24 protein-coding genes are annotated in these 23,440 nt (G+C 68.7%); 18 read left to right on the top strand and 6 right to left on the bottom strand.

Translation table 11 applies throughout. The annotated features are described in order from the left end of the window. Positions 1–53: 53 nt before the first annotated feature. Positions 54–2,309 carry a cation-translocating P-type ATPase gene (locus KF871_RS03280; RefSeq protein WP_291138262.1) on the bottom strand — a complete coding sequence of 752 codons (2,256 nt, stop codon included), beginning with the start codon at positions 2,307–2,309 and terminating at the stop codon, positions 54–56. 125 nt (positions 2,310–2,434) lie between these two features. On the opposite strand from KF871_RS03280, the gene KF871_RS03275 reads away from it, so the two are divergent. From KF871_RS03275 to KF871_RS03230, 10 genes are all read left to right on the top strand, one after another. Continuing rightward, a complete protein-coding gene (locus KF871_RS03275; protein ID WP_291138243.1) occupies positions 2,435–2,635 on the top strand; it encodes a heavy-metal-associated domain-containing protein in 201 nt (66 codons plus the stop codon). Next, entirely contained in the window at positions 2,632–3,150 is a 519-nt protein-coding gene (cueR, locus tag KF871_RS03270) for a Cu(I)-responsive transcriptional regulator (RefSeq protein ID WP_291138240.1), read from the top strand. Before KF871_RS03275 ends, cueR begins: the two co-directional genes overlap by 4 nt. Positions 3,151–3,193: 43 nt before the next feature. Beyond that, positions 3,194–3,751: a Spy/CpxP family protein refolding chaperone gene (locus KF871_RS03265; RefSeq protein WP_291138238.1), complete on the top strand. Its 558-nt coding sequence runs from the start codon at positions 3,194–3,196 to the stop codon at positions 3,749–3,751. A 325-nt stretch (positions 3,752–4,076) separates the two neighbouring features. Further along, entirely contained in the window at positions 4,077–4,811 is a 735-nt protein-coding gene (gene minC / locus KF871_RS03260; RefSeq protein WP_291138235.1) for a septum site-determining protein MinC, read from the top strand. 26 nt (positions 4,812–4,837) lie between these two features. Beyond that, positions 4,838–5,653, top strand: coding sequence for a septum site-determining protein MinD (gene minD, locus KF871_RS03255; RefSeq protein ID WP_291138233.1), 816 nt, complete (start codon positions 4,838–4,840; stop codon positions 5,651–5,653). A 2-nt stretch (positions 5,654–5,655) separates the two neighbouring features. Further along, positions 5,656–5,916 (top strand): cell division topological specificity factor MinE, encoded by a 261-nt coding sequence (gene minE / locus KF871_RS03250; RefSeq protein WP_291138231.1) that lies wholly within the window; start codon positions 5,656–5,658, stop codon positions 5,914–5,916. A gap of 45 nt (positions 5,917–5,961) precedes the next feature. Next, positions 5,962–7,653 (top strand): AarF/UbiB family protein, encoded by a 1,692-nt coding sequence (locus KF871_RS03245; protein WP_291138228.1) that lies wholly within the window; start codon positions 5,962–5,964, stop codon positions 7,651–7,653. A gap of 194 nt (positions 7,654–7,847) precedes the next feature. Beyond that, the gene (gene infA / locus KF871_RS03240) at positions 7,848–8,099 is read left to right on the top strand and encodes a translation initiation factor IF-1 (protein ID WP_291138226.1); all 252 of its coding nucleotides are present in this window, start codon (positions 7,848–7,850) and stop codon (positions 8,097–8,099) included. Positions 8,100–8,226: 127 nt separating this feature from the next. Continuing rightward, the gene (locus tag KF871_RS03235) at positions 8,227–8,742 is read left to right on the top strand and encodes a hypothetical protein (protein ID WP_291138224.1); all 516 of its coding nucleotides are present in this window, start codon (positions 8,227–8,229) and stop codon (positions 8,740–8,742) included. An 86-nt stretch (positions 8,743–8,828) separates the two neighbouring features. After that, positions 8,829–9,458, top strand: coding sequence for a LysE family transporter (locus KF871_RS03230; protein WP_291138222.1), 630 nt, complete (start codon positions 8,829–8,831; stop codon positions 9,456–9,458). On the opposite strand, the gene KF871_RS03225 is transcribed toward KF871_RS03230, so the two are convergent. Next, a complete protein-coding gene (locus tag KF871_RS03225; protein WP_291138221.1) occupies positions 9,459–10,097 on the bottom strand; it encodes a TetR/AcrR family transcriptional regulator in 639 nt (212 codons plus the stop codon). A gap of 133 nt (positions 10,098–10,230) precedes the next feature. Between KF871_RS03225 and KF871_RS03220 the strand changes: the two genes are divergently transcribed. From KF871_RS03220 to KF871_RS03190, 7 genes are read left to right on the top strand one after another with little or no spacing between them, the layout of a single operon-like run. Next, positions 10,231–12,048 carry a feruloyl-CoA synthase gene (locus KF871_RS03220; protein WP_291138218.1) on the top strand — a complete coding sequence of 606 codons (1,818 nt, stop codon included), beginning with the start codon at positions 10,231–10,233 and terminating at the stop codon, positions 12,046–12,048. After that, positions 12,045–13,295 (top strand): thiolase family protein, encoded by a 1,251-nt coding sequence (locus KF871_RS03215; RefSeq protein ID WP_291138216.1) that lies wholly within the window; start codon positions 12,045–12,047, stop codon positions 13,293–13,295. Before KF871_RS03220 ends, KF871_RS03215 begins: the two co-directional genes overlap by 4 nt. A gap of 57 nt (positions 13,296–13,352) precedes the next feature. Beyond that, on the top strand, positions 13,353–14,495 hold the full coding sequence (locus KF871_RS03210; RefSeq protein ID WP_291138214.1) for an ABC transporter substrate-binding protein: 1,143 nt from the start codon (positions 13,353–13,355) through the stop codon (positions 14,493–14,495). 55 nt (positions 14,496–14,550) lie between these two features. Beyond that, complete coding sequence (locus tag KF871_RS03205) at positions 14,551–15,588, top strand: branched-chain amino acid ABC transporter permease (RefSeq protein ID WP_291138212.1); 1,038 nt, start codon at positions 14,551–14,553, stop codon at positions 15,586–15,588. Further along, positions 15,575–17,368: a branched-chain amino acid ABC transporter ATP-binding protein/permease gene (locus tag KF871_RS03200; protein WP_291138209.1), complete on the top strand. Its 1,794-nt coding sequence runs from the start codon at positions 15,575–15,577 to the stop codon at positions 17,366–17,368. The genes KF871_RS03205 and KF871_RS03200 overlap by 14 nt, the downstream gene beginning before the upstream one ends. A 2-nt stretch (positions 17,369–17,370) precedes the next feature. Continuing rightward, positions 17,371–18,099, top strand: a complete 729-nt coding sequence (locus KF871_RS03195; protein ID WP_291138206.1) for an ABC transporter ATP-binding protein — start codon at positions 17,371–17,373, stop codon at positions 18,097–18,099. Next, positions 18,096–19,736, top strand: coding sequence for an acyl-CoA dehydrogenase family protein (locus tag KF871_RS03190; protein WP_291138203.1), 1,641 nt, complete (start codon positions 18,096–18,098; stop codon positions 19,734–19,736). The genes KF871_RS03195 and KF871_RS03190 overlap by 4 nt, the downstream gene beginning before the upstream one ends. 33 nt (positions 19,737–19,769) lie before the next feature. On the opposite strand, the gene KF871_RS03185 is transcribed toward KF871_RS03190, so the two are convergent. The 3 genes from KF871_RS03185 to KF871_RS03175 are packed head-to-tail and all read right to left on the bottom strand — an operon-like array spanning position 19,770 to position 22,327. Further along, positions 19,770–21,089 carry an NAD(P)/FAD-dependent oxidoreductase gene (locus tag KF871_RS03185; protein ID WP_291138200.1) on the bottom strand — a complete coding sequence of 440 codons (1,320 nt, stop codon included), beginning with the start codon at positions 21,087–21,089 and terminating at the stop codon, positions 19,770–19,772. Beyond that, positions 21,082–21,588: a GFA family protein gene (locus KF871_RS03180; RefSeq protein ID WP_291138197.1), complete on the bottom strand. Its 507-nt coding sequence runs from the start codon at positions 21,586–21,588 to the stop codon at positions 21,082–21,084. The genes KF871_RS03185 and KF871_RS03180 overlap by 8 nt, the downstream gene beginning before the upstream one ends. Positions 21,589–21,637: 49 nt before the next feature. Further along, complete coding sequence (locus KF871_RS03175; RefSeq protein WP_291138706.1) at positions 21,638–22,327, bottom strand: cation transporter; 690 nt, start codon at positions 22,325–22,327, stop codon at positions 21,638–21,640. Between the two features lie 90 nt (positions 22,328–22,417). Here KF871_RS03175 and KF871_RS03170 point away from each other — a divergent pair, with 90 nt between their 5' ends. After that, complete coding sequence (locus tag KF871_RS03170) at positions 22,418–22,858, top strand: Cd(II)/Pb(II)-responsive transcriptional regulator (protein ID WP_291138195.1); 441 nt, start codon at positions 22,418–22,420, stop codon at positions 22,856–22,858. A gap of 10 nt (positions 22,859–22,868) precedes the next feature. Here the strand turns inward: KF871_RS03170 and KF871_RS03165 are convergent, their stop codons facing one another. Beyond that, positions 22,869–23,426: a hypothetical protein gene (locus KF871_RS03165; protein ID WP_291138193.1), complete on the bottom strand. Its 558-nt coding sequence runs from the start codon at positions 23,424–23,426 to the stop codon at positions 22,869–22,871. Positions 23,427–23,440: the final 14 nt, after the last annotated feature.

Here is a 23,440-nt window from a genome sequence, read left to right as displayed (position 1 = left end):
ACGGTCGGGGGCGCGAGCTTCCCACGACCACCGCCTGTGCGCCTTGACGAAGGTCAAGGGCGCCAGCGCTTGAGCAGCAGCGCGTTGCTCATCACGCTCACCGAGCTCAAGGCCATGGCCGCACCGGCCACCACCGGGTTGAGAAAGCCCAGCGCCGCCAGCGGAATGCCCGCCACGTTGTAGAAAAACGCCCAGAACAGGTTCTGGCGGATCTTGCCCACGGTGCGGCGCGAAATGTCCAGTGCCGCCGCCACCAGCAAGGGCTCGCCGCGCATGAGCGTGATGCCCGCGGCGTGCATGGCCACGTCGGCACTGGCGCCATCGGTGTGGCCCATGGCCAGGCCCACGTCGGCGGCGGCCAGCGCCGGTGCATCGTTGACGCCGTCGCCCACCATGGCCACCACATGGCCACCTTGCTGCAACTGGCGGATCACAGCCGCCTTGTCGCCTGGCAAGACCTCGGCGATCACCTCACCGGCCTCTGCACGCAGACCCAGACGCTGGGCCATCGCCTCGGCCGCCGGCCGGTTGTCGCCCGACACCAGTGCCAATCGCAAGCCCTGCGCGCGCAGACCGGCGATTGCTTCGCTGGCTCCCGCTTTCGGTTCATCACCAAACGCCAGCACCGCCAGCACCGGCCCCTTGTCTCTGGCCAGCACCGACACCGACGCACCCTGCGCAAGCGCCGCATCGGCCGCTGCCTGCAACGCCCCCAGGGTCAATTCCAGGCTTTCCATCCACTTGAGACTGCCCAGCAGCAGGGTCTCGCCCTGCACCTCGCCGCGCACACCGCGACCGGTCACGGACTGAACCTCCCGCGCCGACGACCAGGTCAAGCCACGTGCCTGCGCGGCCTGCACCACCGCACGCGCCAGTGGGTGGGCGCTGTCGGCCTGCAACGAGGCCGCGCTGGACAACACCGCCGCTTCGTCCAGACCCGGTGCCACCTGCCAGCTCAGCAGACGCGGATGGCCTTCGGTCAATGTGCCTGTCTTGTCGAAGGCCACGGTGTCGATGCGGTGGGCGATCTCCAGCGCCTGGGCGTCACGGATCAGGATGCCGTGGCGCGCCGCCACACCCGTGCCGGCCATGATGGCCGCCGGCGTGGCCAGGCCAAGGGCGCAGGGGCAGGCAATCACCAGCACCGCCACCGCGTGCAACAAGGCATCGGCCGGCGCGGCGCCAACCACGGTCCAGCCGATCCAGGTGATCAGCGCAATCACCAGCACCACCGGCACGAACACCGCCGCGACCCGGTCCACCAGGCGCTGCACCGGCGCCTTGCCCGCCTGGGCGTCCTGCACCAGCGCAATGATGTGGGCCAGCACCGACTGGGCGCCACTGGCCCGCACGCGCACCGTCACCACGCCTTCGCCGTTGAGCGACCCACCCGTCACCGCGTCGCCGGGCGCCTTGTTGACCGGCATCGCCTCCCCCGTGAGCATGGATTCGTCCGCTTGTGTCTGGCCCTCGACCACTTCGCCATCGGCCGCAAAGCGCTCACCAGCCAGGATCTGGATCACATCGCCCGGCAGCAACTCTTCCACCGCCACCTCGATCGTCTCGGTGCGCTTCACGCCGTCCGGCAGCAGGCGTGCCTTCTCGGGCCGCAAGGCCTGCAGCGCGCGTATGGCCTCGGTGGTCTGCCGCTTGGCGCGCGCCTCCAGCCACTTGCCCAGCATCACCAGGGTGATGACCACGGCCGATCCCTCGTAGTAGAGGTGCACCATCTCGCCGGCCTCGGCCCGCCACCACAGCCAGGTCGACAAGGCCCAGCCGGCCGTGGTGCCGATCGACACCAACAGCTCCATGTTGCCGGTTCGCGCCTTGAGTGCGTGCCAGGCCGCGCGGTAGAAATGCGCGCCGAGCACGAACTGCACCGGCGTGGCCAGCACGAACTGCGCCCAGGCCGGCAACATCCAGTGGCGCCCGAAGAGATCACCCACCATGGGCAGAGCCAGTGGCGCCGACAACAAGGCCGCCAGCAACACTGGCCAAGCGTCGCGCGGCACGCCCAACAGCCGGTCGGCATCGGGGTTCACGTCGCTGTCCATGGCCCGGGGTTCATAGCCTGCGTCGCGAATGGCACGTTTCAAGCGCGCCGCCAGGGCCGCATCGCCCGGGCTGGCGGTGATGCGCGCCGTCTCGGTGGCCAGGTTGACGGTCGCCTCCACCACGCCCGGCTGCTTGCGCAAGGCGCGCTCCACCCGGCCGACACAGGACGCGCAGGTCATGCCGCCAATGCCGAGATCGATCTCGCAAAGCTCGCCCTCGGCGGGTGCGGCCTGCATGGTGGTGCTCGAGTTCATGGGGGCGATGTTGCACCTTCCCATGCGGTCAAGGTCAAGCCCCGGCGACCCAAGGCCAAGCACTTGACGTTGACACCGTGTCAAGGTTCAGAATGCCCACATTCCCTCAACCGGAGCCATTCCCCATGAACCAGACCTTCACCGTCCAAGGCATGACCTGCGGCCACTGCGAACGTGCCGTCACCAGCGCGATCAAACAACTCGATCCCCAGGCGGAGGTGCGCATCGACCGACCGCAAAACCTGGTCGAGGTCAACAGCGACCAGCCACGCGACAAGCTGGCCGAAGCCATCCGGGAAGAAGGCTATGCGGTGACCTCGTCATGAACGACGTCAGCGGCCACAGCAACCCCAGCGCGGTGGCATGGCCGGTCAACATCGGACAGGCCGCGCGGTTGAGTGGCATCTCACCCAAGATGCTGCGCCACTACGAGGGATTGGGCCTGCTTGGTGCCGTCCACCGCACCGACGGCAACTACCGCCAGTACGCCGAAGCCGACGTGCACACGTTGCGCTTCATACGGCGTGCGCGCGACATGGGTTTCACCCTCGACGAGATCCGCGACCTCGTCAACCTCTGGCACAACCGGCGCCGCAGCAGCGAGAGCGTCAAACGCATTGCGCAACAGCACATCGACGAACTCGGTGAACGCATCGCCAGCCTTGAAGCCATGCGCCGCACCCTGCAGGACCTGGTGCTGCGTTGCCCCGGCAATCAGCGCCCGGACTGCCCCATCCTCGACGACCTCGGTGGGGCACCAGGCCAGACAGCTTCCGACAAGCTTCTTTACACAACGCTCACACAAGCGGCGCCCGGGCGACACAGGGCCGGCGCACAGTGAGCCCACGCCACCAGCCGGTGGCCCTCACCTCAAAGGAGCCGACATGACCTCGCTGTTCACCCGCCGCCGCCTCGCACTCACCGCCGTGGCCACCGCCATTGGCGCCGCCTCGATCGCTGCCATCGCACAAAGCGGCCCTGCGCCGCAAATGCCCCCCATGGGTGAAGCCCACGCCCATGCCAAGGGCAAGCCCATGGATCCGCAACGCCATGCCGAGCGTCTGCAACACATGCAGGAACGCATGGCCGAACACCAGGCACGCCTGAAGGCCAGCCTGCAACTCACCCCGCAACAAGAACCGGCCTGGAACGCCTTTGTGGCCCGCATGCAACCGCAACCCCGTCCGGAGCAACCCCGCATGGACCGCGACGCCTGGAAAGGCCTCAGCACGCCCGAGCGCCTGGACCGCATGGAGGCCCTCAAGGCCGAGCGTGACAAGGCCATGGCGCAGCGCCACGACGCCATTCGCAGCTTCTATGCGCAGCTGACGCCGTCGCAACAGAAAGCCTTCGACGCCCAGCAAGGCATGGGCATGATGCGCGCGGGCATGCGTGGCCCCGGCATGCACGGTCACCACGACGGCGAACACCGCCCGATGTGACACCGACACTTGTCCTGTCTTCTTTATTGAATGCTTTTATAGAAGATAGTGGTAGGTAGTAGAGGGCGCTGTCTTTTGTGGACAAGCGCCCTTTCTCTTTGCAGCACAAGGACTTTCTGGAACGAAGAACCTTGTGTGAAGCACCCTGTTGGCGCTGTTCCGGTTTGGGGAAAACCGGCCATCGGCGGCCGCCTCTGTGGACAACTGCCGGGTTGTGCCAGAACTGTCCACAGCCTTGTCCAACATCCCGTCACCAACACTCACCAAACCCGCCTTGGGGCGCTGCTACACTGCGCGCCTTTCACGCCGAGCCAGCCTCTCGTCCATGCCCGTTTCTCTGGGCGGCCAAGCGCCCGCCAGCTTCGATCTCAAGAGCGCCCACCTGCCCTTGCTGGCCTTGCAGCTCAAATCGCCCGATCTGGAGCTGCTCAAGCGGGAACTGGGTGAGCGCTATGGCGACCAGCCCGAGTTTTTCGACCACGACCCGTTGTTGATCGATCTGCACGGCCTGGGCGAAGCGCCGCCACCCGATCTGGCCGTGGTTTCCCAGTTGTTGCATTCCCATCGCCTGCGCGCTGTGGCGGTGCATGCGCGCGACGACGCGCAGCGCGAGGCCGCACAGGCTGCTGGCCTGCCCATCGCCGACGGCGTGAACCTGCCGCGCACCGAGGCGCCTGCGGCAGCGCCTGTTCCCGCGCCAACCCCGGTCACCCCCAGTGCCCTGGTGATCGACAAGCCCCTGCGCTCGGGCCAGCAGGTGTACGCGCGCGGGCGCGACCTGGTGGTGCTGGCGCAAGTCAACCCTGGCGCCGAAGTCATTGCCGACGGCCACATCCACGTCTATGCGCCCTTGCGCGGCAAAGCCATGGCGGGTGCCCGGGGCAACGCCGACGCGCGCATCTTTGCGCTGGCCATGGCGCCCGAACTGATCTCCATCGCCGGCATTTACCGCACCAGCGAAGTGGCTTTGCCAGCAGACCTGCATGGCAAGGCGGCGCAAGTGCGACTGCTCAGCACCCCCGATGGCGACAAGCTCGTGATCGAAGCCTTGTCGTCCTGATTCACCGTACCGAAGGGAGCCCCTCCATGACCCGAATCGTCGTCGTCACCTCCGGCAAGGGCGGGGTTGGCAAGACCACCACCAGTGCCAGCTTTGCCTCGGGCCTTGCGCTGCGTGGCCACAAGACCGCCGTGATCGATTTCGACGTCGGCCTGCGCAACCTCGACCTCATCATGGGTTGCGAGCGACGCGTGGTGTACGACCTCATCAACGTGATCCACGGTGAGGCCAAGCTGGGCCAGGCGCTGATCAAGGACAAACAGGTCGACACGCTGTACGTGCTGGCCGCCAGCCAGACGCGCGACAAGGACGCTCTCAACCAGGAAGGCGTCAAGCGCGTGCTCGACGAGCTGGCCGAGATGGGCTTTGAATACATCGTCTGTGATTCGCCAGCGGGTATCGAAACCGGTGCGCTCATGGCCATGCACTACGCCGATGAAGCACTGGTGGTGACCAACCCCGAGGTCTCCAGCGTGCGCGACTCCGATCGCATCCTGGGCATGCTGGCCAGCAAGACCCAGCGCGCCATCGATGGCAAGGACCCGGTCAAGGAGCACCTGCTCATCACCCGCTACAACCCCGGCCGCGTGGCCGATGGCCAGATGCTGTCGCTGCAGGACATCCAGGACATCCTGCGCATTCCGCTCATCGGAGTCATTCCCGAGAGCGAGAGCGTGCTGGCGGCGTCCAACCAGGGCACGCCCGCCATCCACCTCAAGGGCAGCGACGTGGCCGAGGCCTATGGCGACGTGATCGACCGCTTTCTCGGGGCGGACAAACCGCTGCGCTTTGTCGAAGCCGAAAAGTCGGGCTTCTTCAAGCGCCTCTTCGGCGGGAGGTGAGCATGTCGCTGCTGTCTTTCCTGCTCGGCGAGAAGAAAAAGACCGCCAGCGTCGCCAAGGAGCGGTTGCAGATCATCCTGGCGCACGAACGCGCGGGTCGGGGTGCTGCCGAGCCCGATTACCTGCCCGCCCTGCAGCGCGAGCTGGTTGCGGTGATCGGCAAGTACATCCGCATTGATCCGCAGGACATCAAGGTGCAACTCGAGCGCCAGGACAACCTGGACGTGCTCGAGGTCAAGATCGAGTTGCCCGAACGCCGTTGACGAGCATCAACATGGCATCGATCAGCGGCGCCCTATCATGGCCGCATGCTGATCGAAACCCTGGGGGCTGCTCGCGACATCGGTAGGCTCAACGCCATCGTGGGCGTGCTGGTTCGCCATGGGTTTGGTGACACGGTGCGCCGGCTCGGGCTGACCGAATCGCTGGACAAGGCCGGCCACGCCATCAACCGTGACCACGCGGCCGATCTGGCGCGGCTGAATCCACCGGAGCAGGTGCGCCAGGCGCTGGAAGAACTGGGACCCACCTTCGTCAAACTGGGCCAGATTCTGGCCGGGCGCGCCGACCTCTTCGCGCCCGAATGGATCGACCAGTTCGAGCGCTTGCACAGCCATGTGGCCCCGGTGCCCACCGATGTGCTGATGGCGCAGCTGCAGGAAGACCTCGGTGGCGATCCCGACACCGTGTTTGCCCACTTCGACCACGACCCGTTGGCGGCGGCGTCCATCGCCCAGGTACACCGGGCGCGCTTGCATGACGGCACCGAGGTGGTGGTCAAGGTGCGCCGCCCGGGCATCACCGACACCATCGCCGCCGATCTGCGACTGCTGGGGCATCTGGCGGCCCTGGCCGAAGCCGAATTGCCCTGGCTGAAGCCTTACCGTCCGCAACAGCTGGTGCGCGAGCTGTCGCGCTCGCTGCAGCGCGAACTCGACCTGGCGCAGGAGTGCCGCAGTGCGGAGCGCGTCGCGGCCAACCTGGTGGGGTTGCCCTGGATCGTGGTGCCGCGCGTGCATTGGGCGCACACCCGCCAGCGCGTCAACGTGCAGGACTTCATCGATGGTGTGCCCGGCGACGATCTCAAGCGACTCGATGCCGAAGGATTCGATCGCCAGTTGCTGGCCCGTCGGGGCGCACAGGCGGTGCTGAAGATGATCGTGCAGGACGGCGTGTATCACGCCGATCCGCACCCCGGCAACGTGTTCTACCTACCCGGCAACCGTATCGCCTTCATCGACTTCGGCATGGTGGGACGGCTGTCGGCGCGGCGCCGCGAGGAGTTGCTCGACTTGCTGCTGGGGCTGGTGCAACGACAGCCGAGGGCGGTGATCGATGTCCTGCTCGACTGGGCGGGCAACGGCCACGCCGTGAACCTGTCCGAGCTCGAAACCGAGATCGAGACCTTTGTGGACCAGTACCAGGGCCTGCCGCTGGCCCAGTTGCAACTGGGTGCCATGCTGGGTGATGTGACGGCGCTGCTGCGCGACCACCGGCTGAGCCTTCCGTCGGACCTTGCCTTGCTCGTCAAGGCCTTCATCACGCTCGAAGGCATGGGGCGCGGGCTCGACCCGGACTTTCACATGGCCAGCGAAGCGCTGCCCATGCTGCGCGAAACCTTGCGGGCCCGCTACCGGCCAAAGGCGCTGGCCCAGCGCGCCTGGCGCAGCGTGCGCGGCCTGCTTGCGGTGGCCGACCAGCTGCCTTCCGATCTGTCGAGGCTGTTGCGCAACGCCCGCCACGGCCGCCTGCAGGTCGGTATCGAACTGGCCCATCTCAAGCGCGTGGGTGACCAGATCGATCGCGCCGCCAACCGGGTGGCGATGGCGCTGGTCATCGCCGCTTTGATCGTGGGCTCTTCCATCGTGATGACGGTTCAGGGCGGCCCGAGCATCTGGGGCTTGCCGGCGTTTGGTTTCCTGGGGTTTGTCGGGGCGGTGATCGGGGGTGCCTGGCTGGTCCGCGCGATCTGGCGAAGCACCCGTTCGCCCGACGAATGATGGGGAAAACGGGTCGCCCGGTACAATCCCGGCTTCCCCGCGCCAGTCCCTGCACCCGGTTGACCGACCGGCCGCTCCGATGCCGGAGCCCATTCTGCAGGCGGCCTTTTCCCGCACCACACCGCCACGGTCGCCATCGGCCGTGTGCGCTGTCGGGCGTGGCGCGATGTGCTCGGCATCATGAAAGGAACCGCATGGCCAAGGAAGAACTGATCGACATGATGGGTATCGTCAACGAGGTGCTGCCCGACACGCGCTTTCGCGTGACCCTCGACAACGGGCATCAGCTCATTGCCTATTCCGCCGGCAAGATGAAGAAACACCACATCCGCATCCTGGCGGGTGACCGGGTGTCCCTGGAACTGTCGCCCTACGACCTGACCAAGGGCCGCATCAACTTCCGTCACCTCGACGGCCGAGGCCCGTCGGCGCCACGCAAGCGCTGATAGCGGCCCGATCCGGACCTGCTTCACGACCGGATACGTTCGTCACCGACCGGCGGACTACAGACACCCCCCGAACTGGCCGACATTTTTCACACGACTTGTTACCAGGTCGGTTGAAAGGGTGTCCATGGTCAATCGAGTGAAGGCCGCGCCGCTGATGCGCGGCTTCCTGATGGGAAGTCTGCTGGTGCTGGGTGCGCTCGGCGCCACGCGGGTGCACGCCGCCGATGCCGAGGCGTCGGCCGCCGCCAGCAAGCCCGAGATCTGGATCAACGTGGGCGGTTTTTCCCGCCACTTCAACCGCAGTGCCAACTACAACGAGAGCAACCTCGGCTTCGGCATCGAGTGGCGGCACAACCCCGAGGTAGCGGTCATGGCCGGGGTGTACGACAACAGCCTGGGCAAACCGTCGCAATACGCGGCCGTCAATTGGCAGCCCTGGCACATCGGGCCGGTCAAGCTGGGGGCGGCCATCGGTCTGCTCAACGGTTATCCCGCCATCGAGCGCGGCGGTACCTTCTTTGCCGCCCTGCCCATGGCCACCATCGAAGGGCGCCGTTTCGGCGTCAACCTGGGTCTGATCCCCTCGATTGGCGACGTCGATGGCGCACTGCTGCTGCAGTTCAAGATGAAGCTGTTCTGAGCGAAGCGGTGCCACTCCCTGCGGCGTGGTGGGGGTAAGCCGGGCGCGCTAGCATCCCGTCCCCGCTGACCAATCACCCGACTTCCATGGATTTCGCCACCTGGCTCGCCTTTTTCGCTGCTTCCTGGGCCATCAGCATTTCGCCCGGCGCGGGCGCTGTAGCGGCCATGAGTGCCGGCCTCTCGCACGGCTTTCGCCGGGGTTACCTGACCACCATCGGGCTGGTGCTGGGCATCTGGACGCAGATTCTGGTGGTGGGCGTGGGTCTGGGCGCGCTGGTGGCCGCTTCCAGCCTGGCGTTCACGCTCATCAAATGGGCCGGCGTGGCTTACCTGGTGTGGCTGGGCATCCAGCAATGGCGTGCGCCGGCGCGACCCATCGTGCAGGCCAGCACCGAGGTGCTGCCCCGCCGCGCGCGCGACCTGATCGCCCGCGGCTGGATCATCAACGCGCTCAACCCCAAGGGCACGGTCTTCCTGCTGGCGGTGGTGCCCCAGTTTCTGGAGCTGGCGCAGCCGCTTGCGCCGCAGTACCTCGTCATCGGGCTCACGCTGGGCTTCACCGATCTGGTGGTCATGGCCGGCTACACCGCGCTCGCCGCGCGCGTGCTGGGCTCGCTCAAGTCGAGCAGCCACGTGCGGGCGCTCAACCGGGTGTTCGGCTCGCTCTTTGTCGTTGCGGGCGGCTTGCTCGCGCTGTTCAAGCGCGGCGTCTGATCAGGCCCCGGGCGGCGCCAGCCGCTGGGTGAACAGCCGCTCGGCAAAGGCGCGGCGCTCCTGCTTTTGCGCCTCGGTGCTCAACGAGGGCATCTGCGACTCCGAGACGATGTAGCCGTAGAGCATGAAGGCGCGTGCGCGCGCTTCCAGCACCGGAAAGCCGATCGCCGAAAACAGCTGCGCGATGTAGCCGATGCGGCTGGCGTCGGCCTCGTCAACGGCAAAACGCGCCATCTGATCGCGCCGCGCCCAGGCACGGATGGCCAGCTCGATGCGCGCCGCGCGGGCCGCGGCACGGCCCCGGAATGGCAGCGAGAGCACATCGCGCAACTGTTCCAGCGGGTCCGCATGGGCCGACTCCAGCCGTACCGTCAGGTTCTCGGTCGCGGTTTCGCGCCAGGCCTGCAGCACGCGGCGCAGCAGGTCCTCACGGTCCTTGAAGTGCCAGTAGAAGCTGCCGCGGGTAACACCGAGCTGCTGCGCCAGCAGATCGACGCGCACGTGGTCGATGCCCTGGTTCACCAGCACTTCCGTGGCCGCCTCGATCCAGGTGTCCGGCGTCAGGGGATTGCGCGCCACTTCGCCGCCGGCGCGGGGTTTGCGCGGGCGGCGCACGCTGGGTTCGGCCGGGCTGTTCATCGCGCGGCATTCTATGCACCGCCCACGGCACTTCCATACAGAAATGTATGGAATTCGGGGAAAACCCTGTAGTTCATCGGTGGAAACCCTCGATAGCATCCGCGCTCACAACATACACAACTGTATGGAGACAATGAGCGCACTCGACTGGCTCAACAACACCGACTGGCTGGCCGCGCCCTCGGCCACGGTGGAGCACCGCGCCGACGGCAGCTTTGTGCTGCGTTCGAGCGAACCTCTGGGCGATCACGCACGCTGTGTCGGCGACTGGCTCGAGCACTGGGCGCAACACACGCCCGCCGCCCTGGCCGTGGCCGAGCGCGCCGGTGATGGCTGGCGCCGGATGAGCTGGGCCGAACTGCGCAGCGCCGTCGGGCGCATCGCGCAGGCCCTGCTCGAGCGCGACCTGCCGCCAGACGCGCCGGTGGTGGTGGTGTCCGACAACGCCATCGACCACCTGCTGCTGGTGCTGGCCACGCAGCACATCGGGCGCGCCAGCTGCACGGTGTCCAGCGCGTACTGCCGTCTGACGCAGGACCACACCAAGATCCACGGCATCCTGCGCACGCTGCAGCCGGCGCTGATCTACGCGTCCGATGCGGCCGTCTATGGGCACGCCCTCGAGACCTGCGGCCTGGACGTGCCTCTGGTCTTCAGCCAGGGTGCCGGGCGCATCGCCGGTGCGACCGACTTCGCGCAACTGCTGGCCACCGACGAGACGCCCGCGGTGCAGGCCGCGTTTGCGGCCATCACACCCGACACCACCGCCAAGTACCTGCTGACCTCGGGCTCCACCGGCACGCCCAAGGTGGTGATCAACACCCACCGCATGCTGTGCGCCAACCAGCAGATGATTGCCCAGACCTGGCGCTTCCTGCGCCACGAGAAGCCGGTGCTGGTGGACTGGCTGCCCTGGAGCCACACCTTCGGCGGCAACCACAACCTGCACATGGTGATGTGCCACGGCGGCACGCTGGTCATCGACGAGGGCCGGCCCGCACCGGGCCTGATCGACAAGACCGTGGCCAACCTGGCCGAGATGCAGCCCACCATCTGGTTCAACGTGCCGCGCGGCTTCGACATGGCCATGCCGCTGCTCGAAGCCGACGATGAACTCGCGCGCCGGGTGCTAGGTCGCCTGCGCGCGGTCTTCTACGCTGGCGCGGCTTTGCCGCAAGCCAGCTGGGAGCGGCTGCAGGCCCTCGCCAGGAAGGTGCTGGGTCGCGAGATCTGGCTCACCACCTCCTGGGGCTCGACCGAGACCGCACCGGCGGTCACCAGTGCGCACTGGCGCATGGAGCGTGCCGGCGTCATCGGTGGCGTGCTGCCTGGTCTGGCACTCAAGTTCGTGCCCAACGGCGAGAAGCTGGAGATGCGCATCAAGGGCGTGAGCATCTTCCCCGGCTACCGGCACGCGCCCGAGCTCACGGCCAAGGCCTTCGACGACGAAGGCTACTACTGCATCGGCGACGCCGGGCTGCTGGCCGATGCCGGGCGGCCCGAGCATGGCGTGGTGTTCAACGGCCGCGTGGCCGAGGACTTCAAGCTCACCACCGGCACCTGGGTGTCGGTGGGCACCTTGCGCCTGCGCGTGGTCTCGGCCCTGGCGCCGTACGCGCAAGACGCGGTCATCACCGGCCACGACAGCGACCAGATCGGCGTGCTGGTGTTCCCCACCGCCGCCGCCCTGCAGATGCCGCGCGATCTGCTCGAGCAGCACATCGCGCGCGGCCTGGCCGTGCTGCGTGCTGAAGGCGGCGGCTCCTCGCAGTCGCCCACCCGCGCCCGTGTCCTCGACGAACCGCCCAACGCCGACGCCGGCGAGATCACCGACAAGGGCTACCTCAACCAGCGCGCCGTGCTGCAACGCCGTGCCCATGAGGTGGCGGCCTTGCAGGCCGACGCGCCCGGCACCCTTCGACCCGCCACCCCTGAGAAAGCCTCCCGATGACCCGCGGCCAGAGCCAGACCTTCGACGACGTCTTCATCCTCGACGGCGTGCGCACCCCCATGGTGGATTACATGGGCGCCTTCGCCGACGCCAACCCGATCGACCTCGGCATCAAGGTCGCGCGCGAGGTGCTCGTGCGCACCGGCGTGTCAGCGCAGGCCGTTGATTCGGTCATCGCCGGCAACATGGCACCCGGCGGCTTCGACCAGTTCTATGTGCCGCGCCACATCGGCCTGTACGCCGGTGTGCCGGTCGAGGTGCCGGCGCTGATGACCCAGCGCATCTGTGGCACTGGCTTCGAGCTGTTCCGCCAGGCCGGCGAGCAGCTCGCGGCGGGCATCGCCAGCCAGGTGCTGGTGGTCGGCACCGAATCGATGACACGCAATCCGATTGCCGCCTTCGACCACCGCGGCGGCTTTCGCCTGGGCGCGCCGATCGGCTTCAAAGACTACATGTGGGAGGCGCTCACCGATCCGGCCGCCGACATCAGCATGATCCGCACCGCCGAGAACCTCGCGCAGCGCTACGGCCTCACGCGCGAAGACGTCGACGCCTTCGCGGCGCGCTCCTTCGAGCGCGCCGTGGCCGCCCAGGCCGCGGGCTGGTTCGACGGCGAGATCGTGCCGGTGGCCAACGAAGACTTCGAGCGCGAGGGCTACCGCGCCCGTCGGCTGCGCCTGAGCGGCAAGAGCGCCGTGGCCGACAAGGACACCCACCCCCGCCCCACGCCGCCCGAAGTACTGGCCAAGCTGCGCACCGTGTTCAAGGACGGCGTGCAGACCGGCGGCAACAGCTCGGCGCTGACCGACGCCGCCGCGGCTGCTCTCGTCACCAACGGTGCCGGCGTCAAGGCCGCGGGCAAGGCGCCGCTGGCGCGTCTGGTGGCCGCCGCCGTGGTGGGCGTGCCGCCCGAGATCATGGGCATCGGCCCCGCGCCGGCCATCCGCTTGCTGCTCGAGCGCGCCGGCGTGGCACTGGGCGACGTGGCGCGTTTCGAGATCAACGAAGCGCAGGGCGCGCAGGCCCTGGCCGTGGCGCGCGAGCTGCAGCTCGACCAGGACCGTCTCAACGTACACGGCGGCGCCATTGCGCTGGGCCACCCGCTGGCCGCCACCGGCGTGCGCCTGACCATCACCTGCGCGCGTCAGCTGCGCGACATCGGTGCGCGCTGGGGCGTGGCCTCGGCCTGCATCGGCGGTGGTCAGGGCATCGCGCTGCTGCTTGAAAACCCGGCCGCCACCCACTGATTCCAAGCCCTCGCGCGTGCGGGCCATCAGCACACGCAACACCTCAGGAGACAACCCATGAAGAAGAGCTTCGTCCGCCAGACCCTGGCCGCTGCCGTCGTCGCCACGCTGGCCTCGGCCGCCTGGGCCGACCTCACCGTCGGCGTGAGCGTGCCGCTCACCGGCCCTGCGTCCGGCCTCGGCATTCCCATGAGCAACGGCGTGAAGATGTGGCCGGCCACGATCGGCGGTGAGAAGGTCAACGTCATCATCCTGGACGACGCCACCGACCCGACCAAGGGCGTGCAGAACGCGCGCCGCTTCGTCAACCAGGACAAGGTCGACGTGATCGTGGGCTCGGGCGCCACGCCGGTGGCCATTCCCATGGCCGAAGTCGCGGCCGAGTCCGGCACGCCGCAACTCGCGCTCTCGCCGATCGGCCTGCCGCCCGGCAAGGACGCCTGGAGCTTTCGCATGCCGCAGAGCAACGGCGTCATGGCCATCGCCATGGTCAACCACATGCAAAAGCACGGCGTGAAGACGGTGGGTTTCATCGGCTACACCGATGCCTATGGCGAGCAGTGGCTGCAGGCCCTGACGCCGCTGCTTGACAAGGCCGGCATCAAGCTGGTGGCCACCGAACGCTTCGCGCGTTCGGACACCAGCGTCACCGGCCAGGCGCTCAAGCTCACGGCCGCCAACCCCGACGCCATGGTCATCGTGGCTTCGGGCAGCGGCGCCGCCATGCCCCAGCTGGGCCTGGTCGACCGTGGCTACAAGGGCAAGTTCTACCAAACCCACGCCGCCGCCACGCGCGACCTGATGCGTGTGGGTGGCAAGGCTGTCGAGGGCACCTTCGTGACCTCGGGCCCGGTGGTGGTGGCCGAGCAGTTGCCCGACAACCACCCCAGCAAGGCGCTGGGCGTGGCCTTCAACGCAGCCTACGAGAAGACCCATGGCGCCGGCCTGCGCAACCAGTTCGCGGCCCATTCCTACGACGCCTACCTGCTGCTCGACAAGACAGTGCCGGTGGCCCTCAAGAAGGCCAAGCCCGGTACACCCGAGTTCCGCGCCGCGCTCAAGGACGCCATCGAATCGCAGGGCGCGCTGCCGGTCACGCACGGTGTGCTCGACTACAGCGCCACCGACCACTGGGGCTTCGTGCCCGACACCGGTGTGGTCATGAAGGTCGTCAACGGCGACTGGAAACTCGAGAAGTGAGGCCCCAGCCGGGCCGCAGCCGCGGTCCGGCGGTGTGCCGGAAGAAAGAACCCCTATGGACATGACCATCGCCGCGATCCTGGGCGTGGACGGCGTCATTAACGGCGCCGTCTACGCTTTGGTGGCCATTGCCCTGGTGCTGGTGTTTGCGGTCACGCGCGTCGTCTTCATTCCGCAGGGCGAGTACGTGGCGTTTGCCGCCCTCACCCTGGCGCTGATGCAAAGCGGCACCTTGCCGGGCACGGTGTGGCTGCTGCTGCTGATGGTGGCGCTGGTGTTGGTGCTCGATGCGGTGCAGGGCTGGCGCGAGCGCTGGCCCTGGCGGCGGCGTTGGCAGCAGGCGGCCCGGGTGGCGCTGCTGCCGCTGGCGGCCTGTGCCCTCACCGCCTGGGCCGTGCCGCGCCAGCCCTCGCTCATGGTGCAGGTGCTGCTCACGCTGGCGCTGATCACACCCATGGGGCCGCTGGTGTACCGGCTGGCTTACCGCTCTCTGGCCAGCGCGAGTTCGCTGGTGTTGCTCATCGTCTCGGTCGGCGTGCACTTCGCGCTCACCGGGCTGGGGCTGGCCTTCTTCGGCGCCGAAGGGTTTCGCAACCCGCCCTTCTGGGACGAGCGCATCAGCCTCGGGCCGGTCACGCTGAGCGGGCAGGCGCTGATCATCGTCGGCGTCTCGGTGGCGCTGATCGTTGCGCTGTTCGTGCTGTTCGACCGCACGCTCACCGGCAAGGCCTTGCGCGCCACCTCGGTCAACCGCACCGGTGCGCGCCTCATGGGCATCTCCACCGACGCCGCGGGCTCGCTCAGCTTCACGCTGGCGGCCTTCATCGGGGCGCTGTCGGGCCTGCTCATCGGGCCCACCACCACCATCTTTTTCGACAGCGGCTTCCTCATCGGGCTCAAGGGATTCGTGGCGGCGGTGTTCGCCGGCCTCACCAGCTTTCCCCTGGCACTCGCCGGTGCGCTGGGCGTGGGTCTGATCGAAGCCTTCGGCTCGTTCTGGGCCAGCGCCTTCAAGGAGGTGATCGTCTTTACCGCCATCCTGCCGGTGCTGCTGTGGCGCTCATTTATCGATCCGCACGATGAAGAACATTGACCTGTCACCACGCCGCGTCGGCCTGCTGGCCTTCGCCGCGGGCATGGCCGCGGTGCCGTTCCTGCCGGTGCCGGACTACTGGATCACCAAGCTCAATTACATCGGCCTGTTCGGCCTGGTGGCGCTGGGTCTGGTGCTGCTCACCGGGGTCGGCGGCCTGACCTCGTTCGGGCAGGCCGCGTTCGCTGGCCTGGGCGCCTACGCCACCGCCTGGCTGACGGTCCGCTACGGGTACTCGCCTTGGCTGGGGCTGCTGGTCGGCCTGGGTGTGACCACGGTGGTGGCCCTGGTGCTGGGCTGGCTGACCCTGCGCATGTCGGGTCACTACCTGCCGCTGGCCACCATCGCCTGGAGCCTGGCGCTCTTCTACACCATGGGCAACCTCGACGCCCTGGGCAAGTACGACGGCCTGCTCGGTGTGCCGGCGATCGAGGTCTTCGGGCTGAGCCTGCAGGAAGAGCGGCGCATGTACCTGCTCATCTGGGTGGTGGCCGTCCTCGGTGCGGTGGCGGTGACGCGTTTGCTCGACTCGCGCCCCGGGCGCGTGATGCGCGCGCTCAACGTCAACCGCGGCGGTGGCAGCACCATGCCCGAGGCCATGGGCGCTTCGGCGTTTCGCCACAAGCTGCTCATGTTTCTGGTGGCCGCCTTGCTGGCCTCGGTGTCGGGCTGGCTGTTCGCGCACATGCAACGCAGCGTCAACCCCTCGCCCTTCGGCATCAAGTTCGGCATCGAGTACCTGTTCATGGCAGTGCTCGGCGGCGTCGGCCATGTGTGGGGCGCCTTCACCGGCGCGGCGCTGGTCAAGCTCGCCGAGGACCAATTGCAGACCTGGCTGCCCGCGCTGCTGGGCACCTCGGGCAGCTACGAGGTGATCGTCTTCGGCGTGGTGCTGGTGCTGGTGCTCAAGTTCTCGCCCGACGGTCTGTGGCCGGTGATCGAGCGCTGGCTGCCCACGCGGCGCCGGCCCACCGTGGCCGCGCCCGCCGAGGCGCTGCCCGCACGAGACAAGCCGGTGGCGGGCAGTGCCCTGCTGCAGGTCAAGGCGGTGCGTCGCACCTTCGGCGGCCTGGTGGCCGTCAACGGCGTGAGCTTTGACATCCGCGCGGGTGAGATCTTCGGTCTCATCGGTCCCAACGGCGCCGGCAAGTCCACCACCTTCAACCTCGTCTCGGGTGTGTTGCCGCTCTCGGACGGCGAGGTCTGGCTGCGCGGCGAGCGCGTCGACGGCATGGGGGCGCGGGCCATTGCGCGCCGCGGGCTCTCGCGCACCTTCCAGCACGTCAAGCTGGTGCCCGACATGACGGTGCTGGAGAACGTGGCCCTGGGCACCTACCTGCGCACGCGCAGCGGCACGCTGGCCGCCATGCTGCGGCTCGACCGCGCCGAAGAAGCACAGGCCATGGCCGAGGCCGAACGCCAGCTCAGGCGTGTGGGCCTGGGCGAACAGATGCACGAGCTGGCCGGCAACCTCGCGCTCGGGCCGCAGCGCCTGGTGGAAATCGCACGCGCCCTGGCCAGCGACCCGGCCCTGTTGCTGCTCGACGAACCCGCGGCCGGCCTGCGCCACCGCGAAAAGCAGGCGCTGGCCGAGGTGCTGCGCCAGCTCAAGGGCGAAGGCCTGAGCCTGCTGCTGGTGGAACACGACATGGACTTCGTGATGAACCTGACCGACCGCATCCTGGTGATGGAATTCGGCACCCCGCTGCAGGAAGGCACGCCGGCCGAGATCCAGGCCAGCGACAAGGTGCGCGCGGCCTACCTGGGCACGGAACACTAGACATGGCCGAGTTGCTGCTTGAAGTGAAGAACCTGCACGCCGGCTACGGCAAGGCCGAGGTGCTGCGAGGCATCACCCTGGACGTGCGCGCGGGCCAGGTGGTCACCGTGATCGGTCCCAACGGGGCCGGCAAGTCCACCCTGCTCAACGCGCTCATGGGTCTGCTGCCGCTGCGCGGCGGTCTGCGTTTCAATGGCGAAGACCTGGCGCGCCTGACGCTCGAAGAGCGCGTGATGGCCGGCCTGGCCCTGGTGCCGGAACGGCGCGAGCTGTTTGGCACCATGAGCGTCGAGGACAACCTGGTGCTGGGCGGCTGGCGCCCCATGAAGCAGCGCACACCGCGCTGGCGCGACGGCCTGGCCCAGGTCTACGAGCTGTTTCCGCGCCTGCAGGAGCGGCGCGCGCAGGCGGCCGGCACCCTGTCGGGCGGCGAGCGCCAGATGCTGGCCATCGGTCGCGCCCTGATGGGCCAGCCCAGACTGCTGATGCTCGACGAACCCAGCCTGGGCCTGGCGCCATTGATCGTGCGCGACATCTTCCGCATCATCGAGACCCTGCGCGAACGCGGCGTGAGCATCCTGCTGGTGGAGCAGAACGCACGCGCCGCGCTCAACGTGGCCGACGAAGGCCATGTGCTGGAAACCGGCGACATGGTCCTGTCCGGGCCGGCACCACAACTGGCGCGCGATGCGCGCGTGATCGAAACCTACCTGGGGGCCAAAAAGGCATGAGCTGGCACTACGAAGCGCCACTGGCGTCGATGCGACGCGTGATGGAACAGGTGCTCAACGCACCGGCGCACTGGGCCGAGTGCCCAGCCTTCGCCGAGCTCGACATGGACACCGCCGACGCGGTGCTGCAGGAGGCCGCGCGCTTTGCCAGCGAAGTGCTGCAGCCGCTCAACGGCACGGGCGACCTGGCCGGTTGCACACGTGCGGCCGATGGCGCAGTGCAGACGCCACCTGGTTTTCCGGCGGCCTACCAGGCCTTTGTGCAGGGCGGCTGGCCGGCGCTGCCGTGCGACCCGGCCTGGGGCGGGCAGGGCCTGCCGCTGCTGCTGGATGCTGCCATGCGCGAGATGCTCGACGCCTGCAACCACGGCTGGAACATGTACCCCGACCTGCTGCACGGCGCCTACGAAACCCTCAAGCACCACGGCAGCGACGAACTCAAGGCGCGCTACCTGCACAAGATCGCCAGCGGTGAATGGCTGGCCGCCATGGCGCTCACCGAACCCCAGGCCGGCAGCGACCTGGGCCAGCTGCGCACGCGCGCCGAGTCGCAGGCCGACGGCAGCCTGCGCGTGAGCGGCAACAAGATCTTCATCAGCGGGGGCGATCACGACCTCACCGACAACATCGTGCACCTGGTGCTGTGTCGCCTGCCCGATGCGCCACCCGGCACCAAGGGCCTGTCGCTGGCGCTGGTGCCCAAGGTCCTGCCCGACGGCAGCCGCAACGCGGTGCACTGCGACGGCATCGAGAAGAAGATGGGCATCAAGGCCAGCGCCACCTGCGCCATGCGCTACGAAGGCGCCACCGGCTGGCTGGTGGGCGAGCCGCACCGCGGCCTGGCGGCGATGTTCCTGATGATGAACTCGGCCCGGCTGCACGTGGGCCTGCAAGGCCTGGGACACCAGGAGATGGCGGCTCAGAATGCGCAGCGCTATGCCGAAGAGCGCGCGCAGATGGGCCGCCCGATCGCGCAACACCCGGCGGTGCGCCGCAGCCTGCAGCGCCTGCGCACCTACACCGAGGCGCAGCGCGTGCTGGCCTACCGCGCGGCGCTGGCGCTCGACCTGGCCGACCACCACCGCGACGACGCCGTGCGCACGCGCGAACGCCGCTTTGCCGCCCTGCTCACCCCGGTGGTGAAGGCCTTTTGCACCCACCACGGTTTTCACGGGCCGGCCGAGGCGCTGGGCATCTGGGGCGGCTACGGCTACGTGCACGAATACGGCATCGAGCAGACGGTGCGCGACGCGCGCATCGCCATGATTTACGAAGGGACCAACCAGATCCAGGCCATCGACCTGGCCCAGCGCAAGCTGCTGGCCGACGGTGGCGCGGCCGCAGGTGAGCTGCTGGCCAGCCTGCAGGCCGAGGTGGGCGATGCCCCCGCCCTGAACGCCCTGCTGGGTGAGGCGCGCAGCCTGCTGCCGCGCTGGCTGGCGCGCGGCGCTGGTGACACGGCCTTCGTGCTCGAGACCGCCGACGACCTGCTGCACGGCCTGGCCTTTGCGCTGCTGGCCTGGGCCGTGGCCCGCCTCGACGCCGCGGGCGAAGCCCACACCGCCGTCTTCGCGCGCGAGGGCGTGCCCGAGGGCCTGATGCACTGGTGGCGGCTGCGCGACGCGCTCGAGCTGTGATCGCGGGCTGAACGCACCGGGCGCCCGGCGCGCTCAGTGCAGCTTGACCAGCGGTGTGGCGCGTTTGACGAGAAAGCGCGCAAACGCCAGCACGGCGGTGCGCAGGGTGCCCAGCACCGCCTGGTGGTGCATCAGGTGCAGGCTGACGTACATGGTGCGCGCCAGCAGCCCCTGCACAAACCAGTTCGACCCCATCAGGTTGCCCATGAGGCTGCCCACCGAGCTGCGTGTGCCCAGCGACACCAGCGAGCCGTGGTCGCGGTAGACATAGGGCTTGTCGCTGACCGCCTGGCCTCGCAACAGGCGCGGCAGGCGCGCCGCCAGGAAGCTCGCCTGCTGGTGCGCGGCCTGCGCGCGCGGCGGCACCAGGCGACCATCGGCCATGGGGCAGGCGGCGCAGTCGCCCAGCGCGTGCACATGCGCCACGCCCACCACGCCCAGGGTCGGCGTCACGGTGATCTGCCCGCCCTTGTTGACCGGCAGCCCCAGCGCGGCCAGTAGCGGCGGCGCCTGAATGCCCGCGGCCCAGACGACGATGTCGGCCGGAAATATCCGCCCTTCGCTGTCTTCGACCTGCTCGGGCGTGATGCGCGCCACCCGGCAGCGCGGCACCACCTCGACACCGCGCTCGCGCAGCAAGGCCGTGGCCGAGGCCGAGACCTTCTCGGGCAGGGGCGCGAGGATGCGGTCGGCCCCTTCGAGCAAGGTCAGCGGCACGTCGCGCAGCGGGTCCAGCCGCCGAAAGCCGTAGCGCGCGTGCACCTGGCTGGCCTCGCGCAACTCGGCCGCCAGTTCAACGCCGGTGGCGCCGCCGCCGATGATCACCACCCGCACACGCCCCTCGCCGCCTGCGCTCTTGCGCAGCTCGGCGGCGGTGAGCAGCTTGAGCAGGCGCAGGCGGAAGTGCTCGGCATCGGCCGGCTGGTTCAGCGACAGCGTGTGCTCGGCCGCGCCCGGCACGTTGAAGTGGTTGGCGGTGCTGCCGATGGACAGCACCAGCTCGCTGTAGGTCAGCGTGCGTGCGGGGATCAGCTCCTGCCCCTGCTCGTCGTGCACCGCGGCCACGGCGACCTCGCGGCGCGCCGTGTCCAGCCCGGTCAGCGCGCCGTAGCAAAAGACAAAGCCGTTGTCGTGCGCGAGCATCTCGTAGGACAGGCCCTCCTGGTGGATGTCAAGCGTGCCCGCGGCCACCTCGTGCAGCGAAGGCTTCCAGATGTGAAACAGCTGCCGGTCCACCAGCGTCACGCGCTGCGGCCCGAGCCGGCGCCCCAGCTTGCAGGCCAGTTCCAGCCCGCCGGCGCCACCGCCCACGATCACGATGGGCGCGTCGTTGTGTGCTTCGCCATCAGCCATGGTCGCGCTCCCAGGCGGCGATGGCCGCGCTGCGCCGTGCCAGGGCGTCGGGCGACCACAGCCGCTCGCGCTCGTAGAACACCTCGAAGGCCGGCATGCCGGGCGGCAGCACCACCCAGGGCTGCTTCGACGCGGTGAAGATGTGGACGTCGGGCGGGCAGCGGTCGGGATCGTCGAGCGAGCCCACGCGCACAAAACGGAACCCCGGACCGGCGCCCGCATAGTGGCTCCACACCGCCACATGGCAATGGGGGCAGCGGGCGATGCGCTGGCCGCGCCCGCTGGCCGAGGGCGTGTCCACCACCAGCGGTGGCTCGCCCAGATCCTCGACCGCGCTGGATTCGATCATGGCGTTGTGCGCGAAGGCACTGCCGCTTTCGCGCTGGCACCAGCGGCAGTGGCAGGCGTGCACGATCAGCGGCGACTGGCGCAGGCGGTAGCGCACACGGCGACAGTCACAGCCGCCTTCGAGCGGGGCGAATGCGGGGGCGTCGGACACCTGGGAACCTCCTGAAGTCTTGTTGTGTTGCCCGCAAGCCTACCTGTGTTCAGTGAGGGTGGTCGTGGCCCTGTGCATGGGTGTGGCCCTGTGTGTGGTCGTGTGCCGGGGCCGGCGTGCCACTGGCCAGCTCCTGGCGCGCCTGGCGCCACACCACCCAGCCGCCCTGCAGGGCCAGCGAGGCCATGAGCGAGGCCACCAGCAGGTCGGGCCAGGCCGAGCCGGTGCCGAACACACCCAGGGCCGCCAGCATCACCGCCACGTTGCCGATGGCGTCGTTGCGCGAGCACAGCCACACGCTGCGCATGTTGGCGTCGCCTTCGCGAAAGGCGTAGAGCATCACCGCGACGCTCACGTTGGCCACCAGCGCCAGCACGCCCACCAGCCCCATGGTCAGCGGCTCGGGCACGTCGCCGCGCCACAGCGACCACAGCGCGCTGCCCAGGATGTAGGCGCCAAAAGCCATCATGGACGCCGACTTCAACAAGGCGGCCCGTGCGCGCCACGCCAGCGCCGAGGCCAGCACCGCCAGCGACACGCCGTAGTTCACGGCGTCGCCCGCGAAGTCGATGGCGTCGGCCAGCAGCGACAACGACCCCGAGCGCACGCCGGCCACGATCTCCACCAGAAACAGCGCGGCGTTGATGACCAGGGCGGCCCACAGCACGCGGCGGTAGCGCGGCAGGCGGTCGGGGGTGATGGCTTCGAGGGTGTCGTGGTCGTGGTCGTGGGAATGCATCAAGGACATCGGGGGTTCTCCATTCAGGGCGCCATTGAAAACCCTGGAGTCGCTACAGTGTCAACCCGCGCCCATCGATCGGAGCCCGCCATGCAGATCAAGGCCTTGTCCGACGCCACCGGCGTCGATGTCGAAACCATTCGCTACTACGAGAAGCAAGGCCTGCTGCCGGCGCCCGCGCGGCGCAGCAACGGCTACCGCGAGTACGACACGCCCCACCTGGAGCGGCTGGCCTTCATTCGCCATTGCCGCGCGCTCGACATGCCGCTGAGCGACGTGCAGCGCCTGCTCACCATGCTCGACGACCCCAGCGGCCACGGCGGGCATGTGGACGAGGTGGTGGCGGCCCAGCTGGCGCGGGTGCGGGCCCGCCTGCAGAGCCTGCGCGCGCTGGAGAAGCAGCTGCTGCGGCTGCGTGAGCGCTGCCACGGTGAGAACGAGGCCGGTGCCTGCGGCATCCTGGAAGAGCTGGTGTCGGCGGCGCATGGCGAGGCCTGCGCCTGCCATCCGGCGGTGGGCCCGAAGCCCTGAGAAGCAGGCCTCAGATGCGCGCGCCGGTGGCGCGCTCGATGGCCTGCATCGCGTTCTTGAAGATGCGCTGGCGCGCGGCCAGCGCCACCCGGTGCTGGTCGTGCAGTTCGTGCATGGCCGAGGTCAGGTCGAGCACCAGGTTCTTCAGCGCCTTGCGGTCAAGCTCGTGCCCGATGCGTCCGCTGGGCAGGCGCACGCCCGGGCCCAGGGGCAGCAGGCACAACAGCAGCACGGTCCAGAGGTCGGGCTCGGGTGCCAGAAAGTGCATCCAATAAGGCCAGCGCCCGTGCAGGCCGCGCAGCACCTCGCGGCACTCGGGGATGGTGTGCACCTGCCGCGGGTCGCGCTCCAGCCCGCGGAATGCGAAATACACCGAGCCGGTGAAGCGCTCGATCTGGGCCGGGCTGGCCGACAACTGCTTGAGATCGCGCACGCACAGCGTCAGGCGCTCGGGCTCGGCGTCGTGTACGTCCAGCGTCAACACCACGCGGTCGGCGTCGGCCGGCAGCGCCGCCAGCCCGGTGCCCAGGGCAACGCGCGGCGGAGGGGTGGAAGGCTGGGAGGACATGCGGCGGGCACAAA

The sequence above is a fragment of the Hydrogenophaga sp. genome (assembly GCF_019635465.1).
Taxonomy (GTDB): Bacteria; Pseudomonadota; Gammaproteobacteria; order Burkholderiales; family Burkholderiaceae_C; genus Hydrogenophaga.
This window is presented reverse-complemented; position numbering and strand designations above follow the sequence as displayed.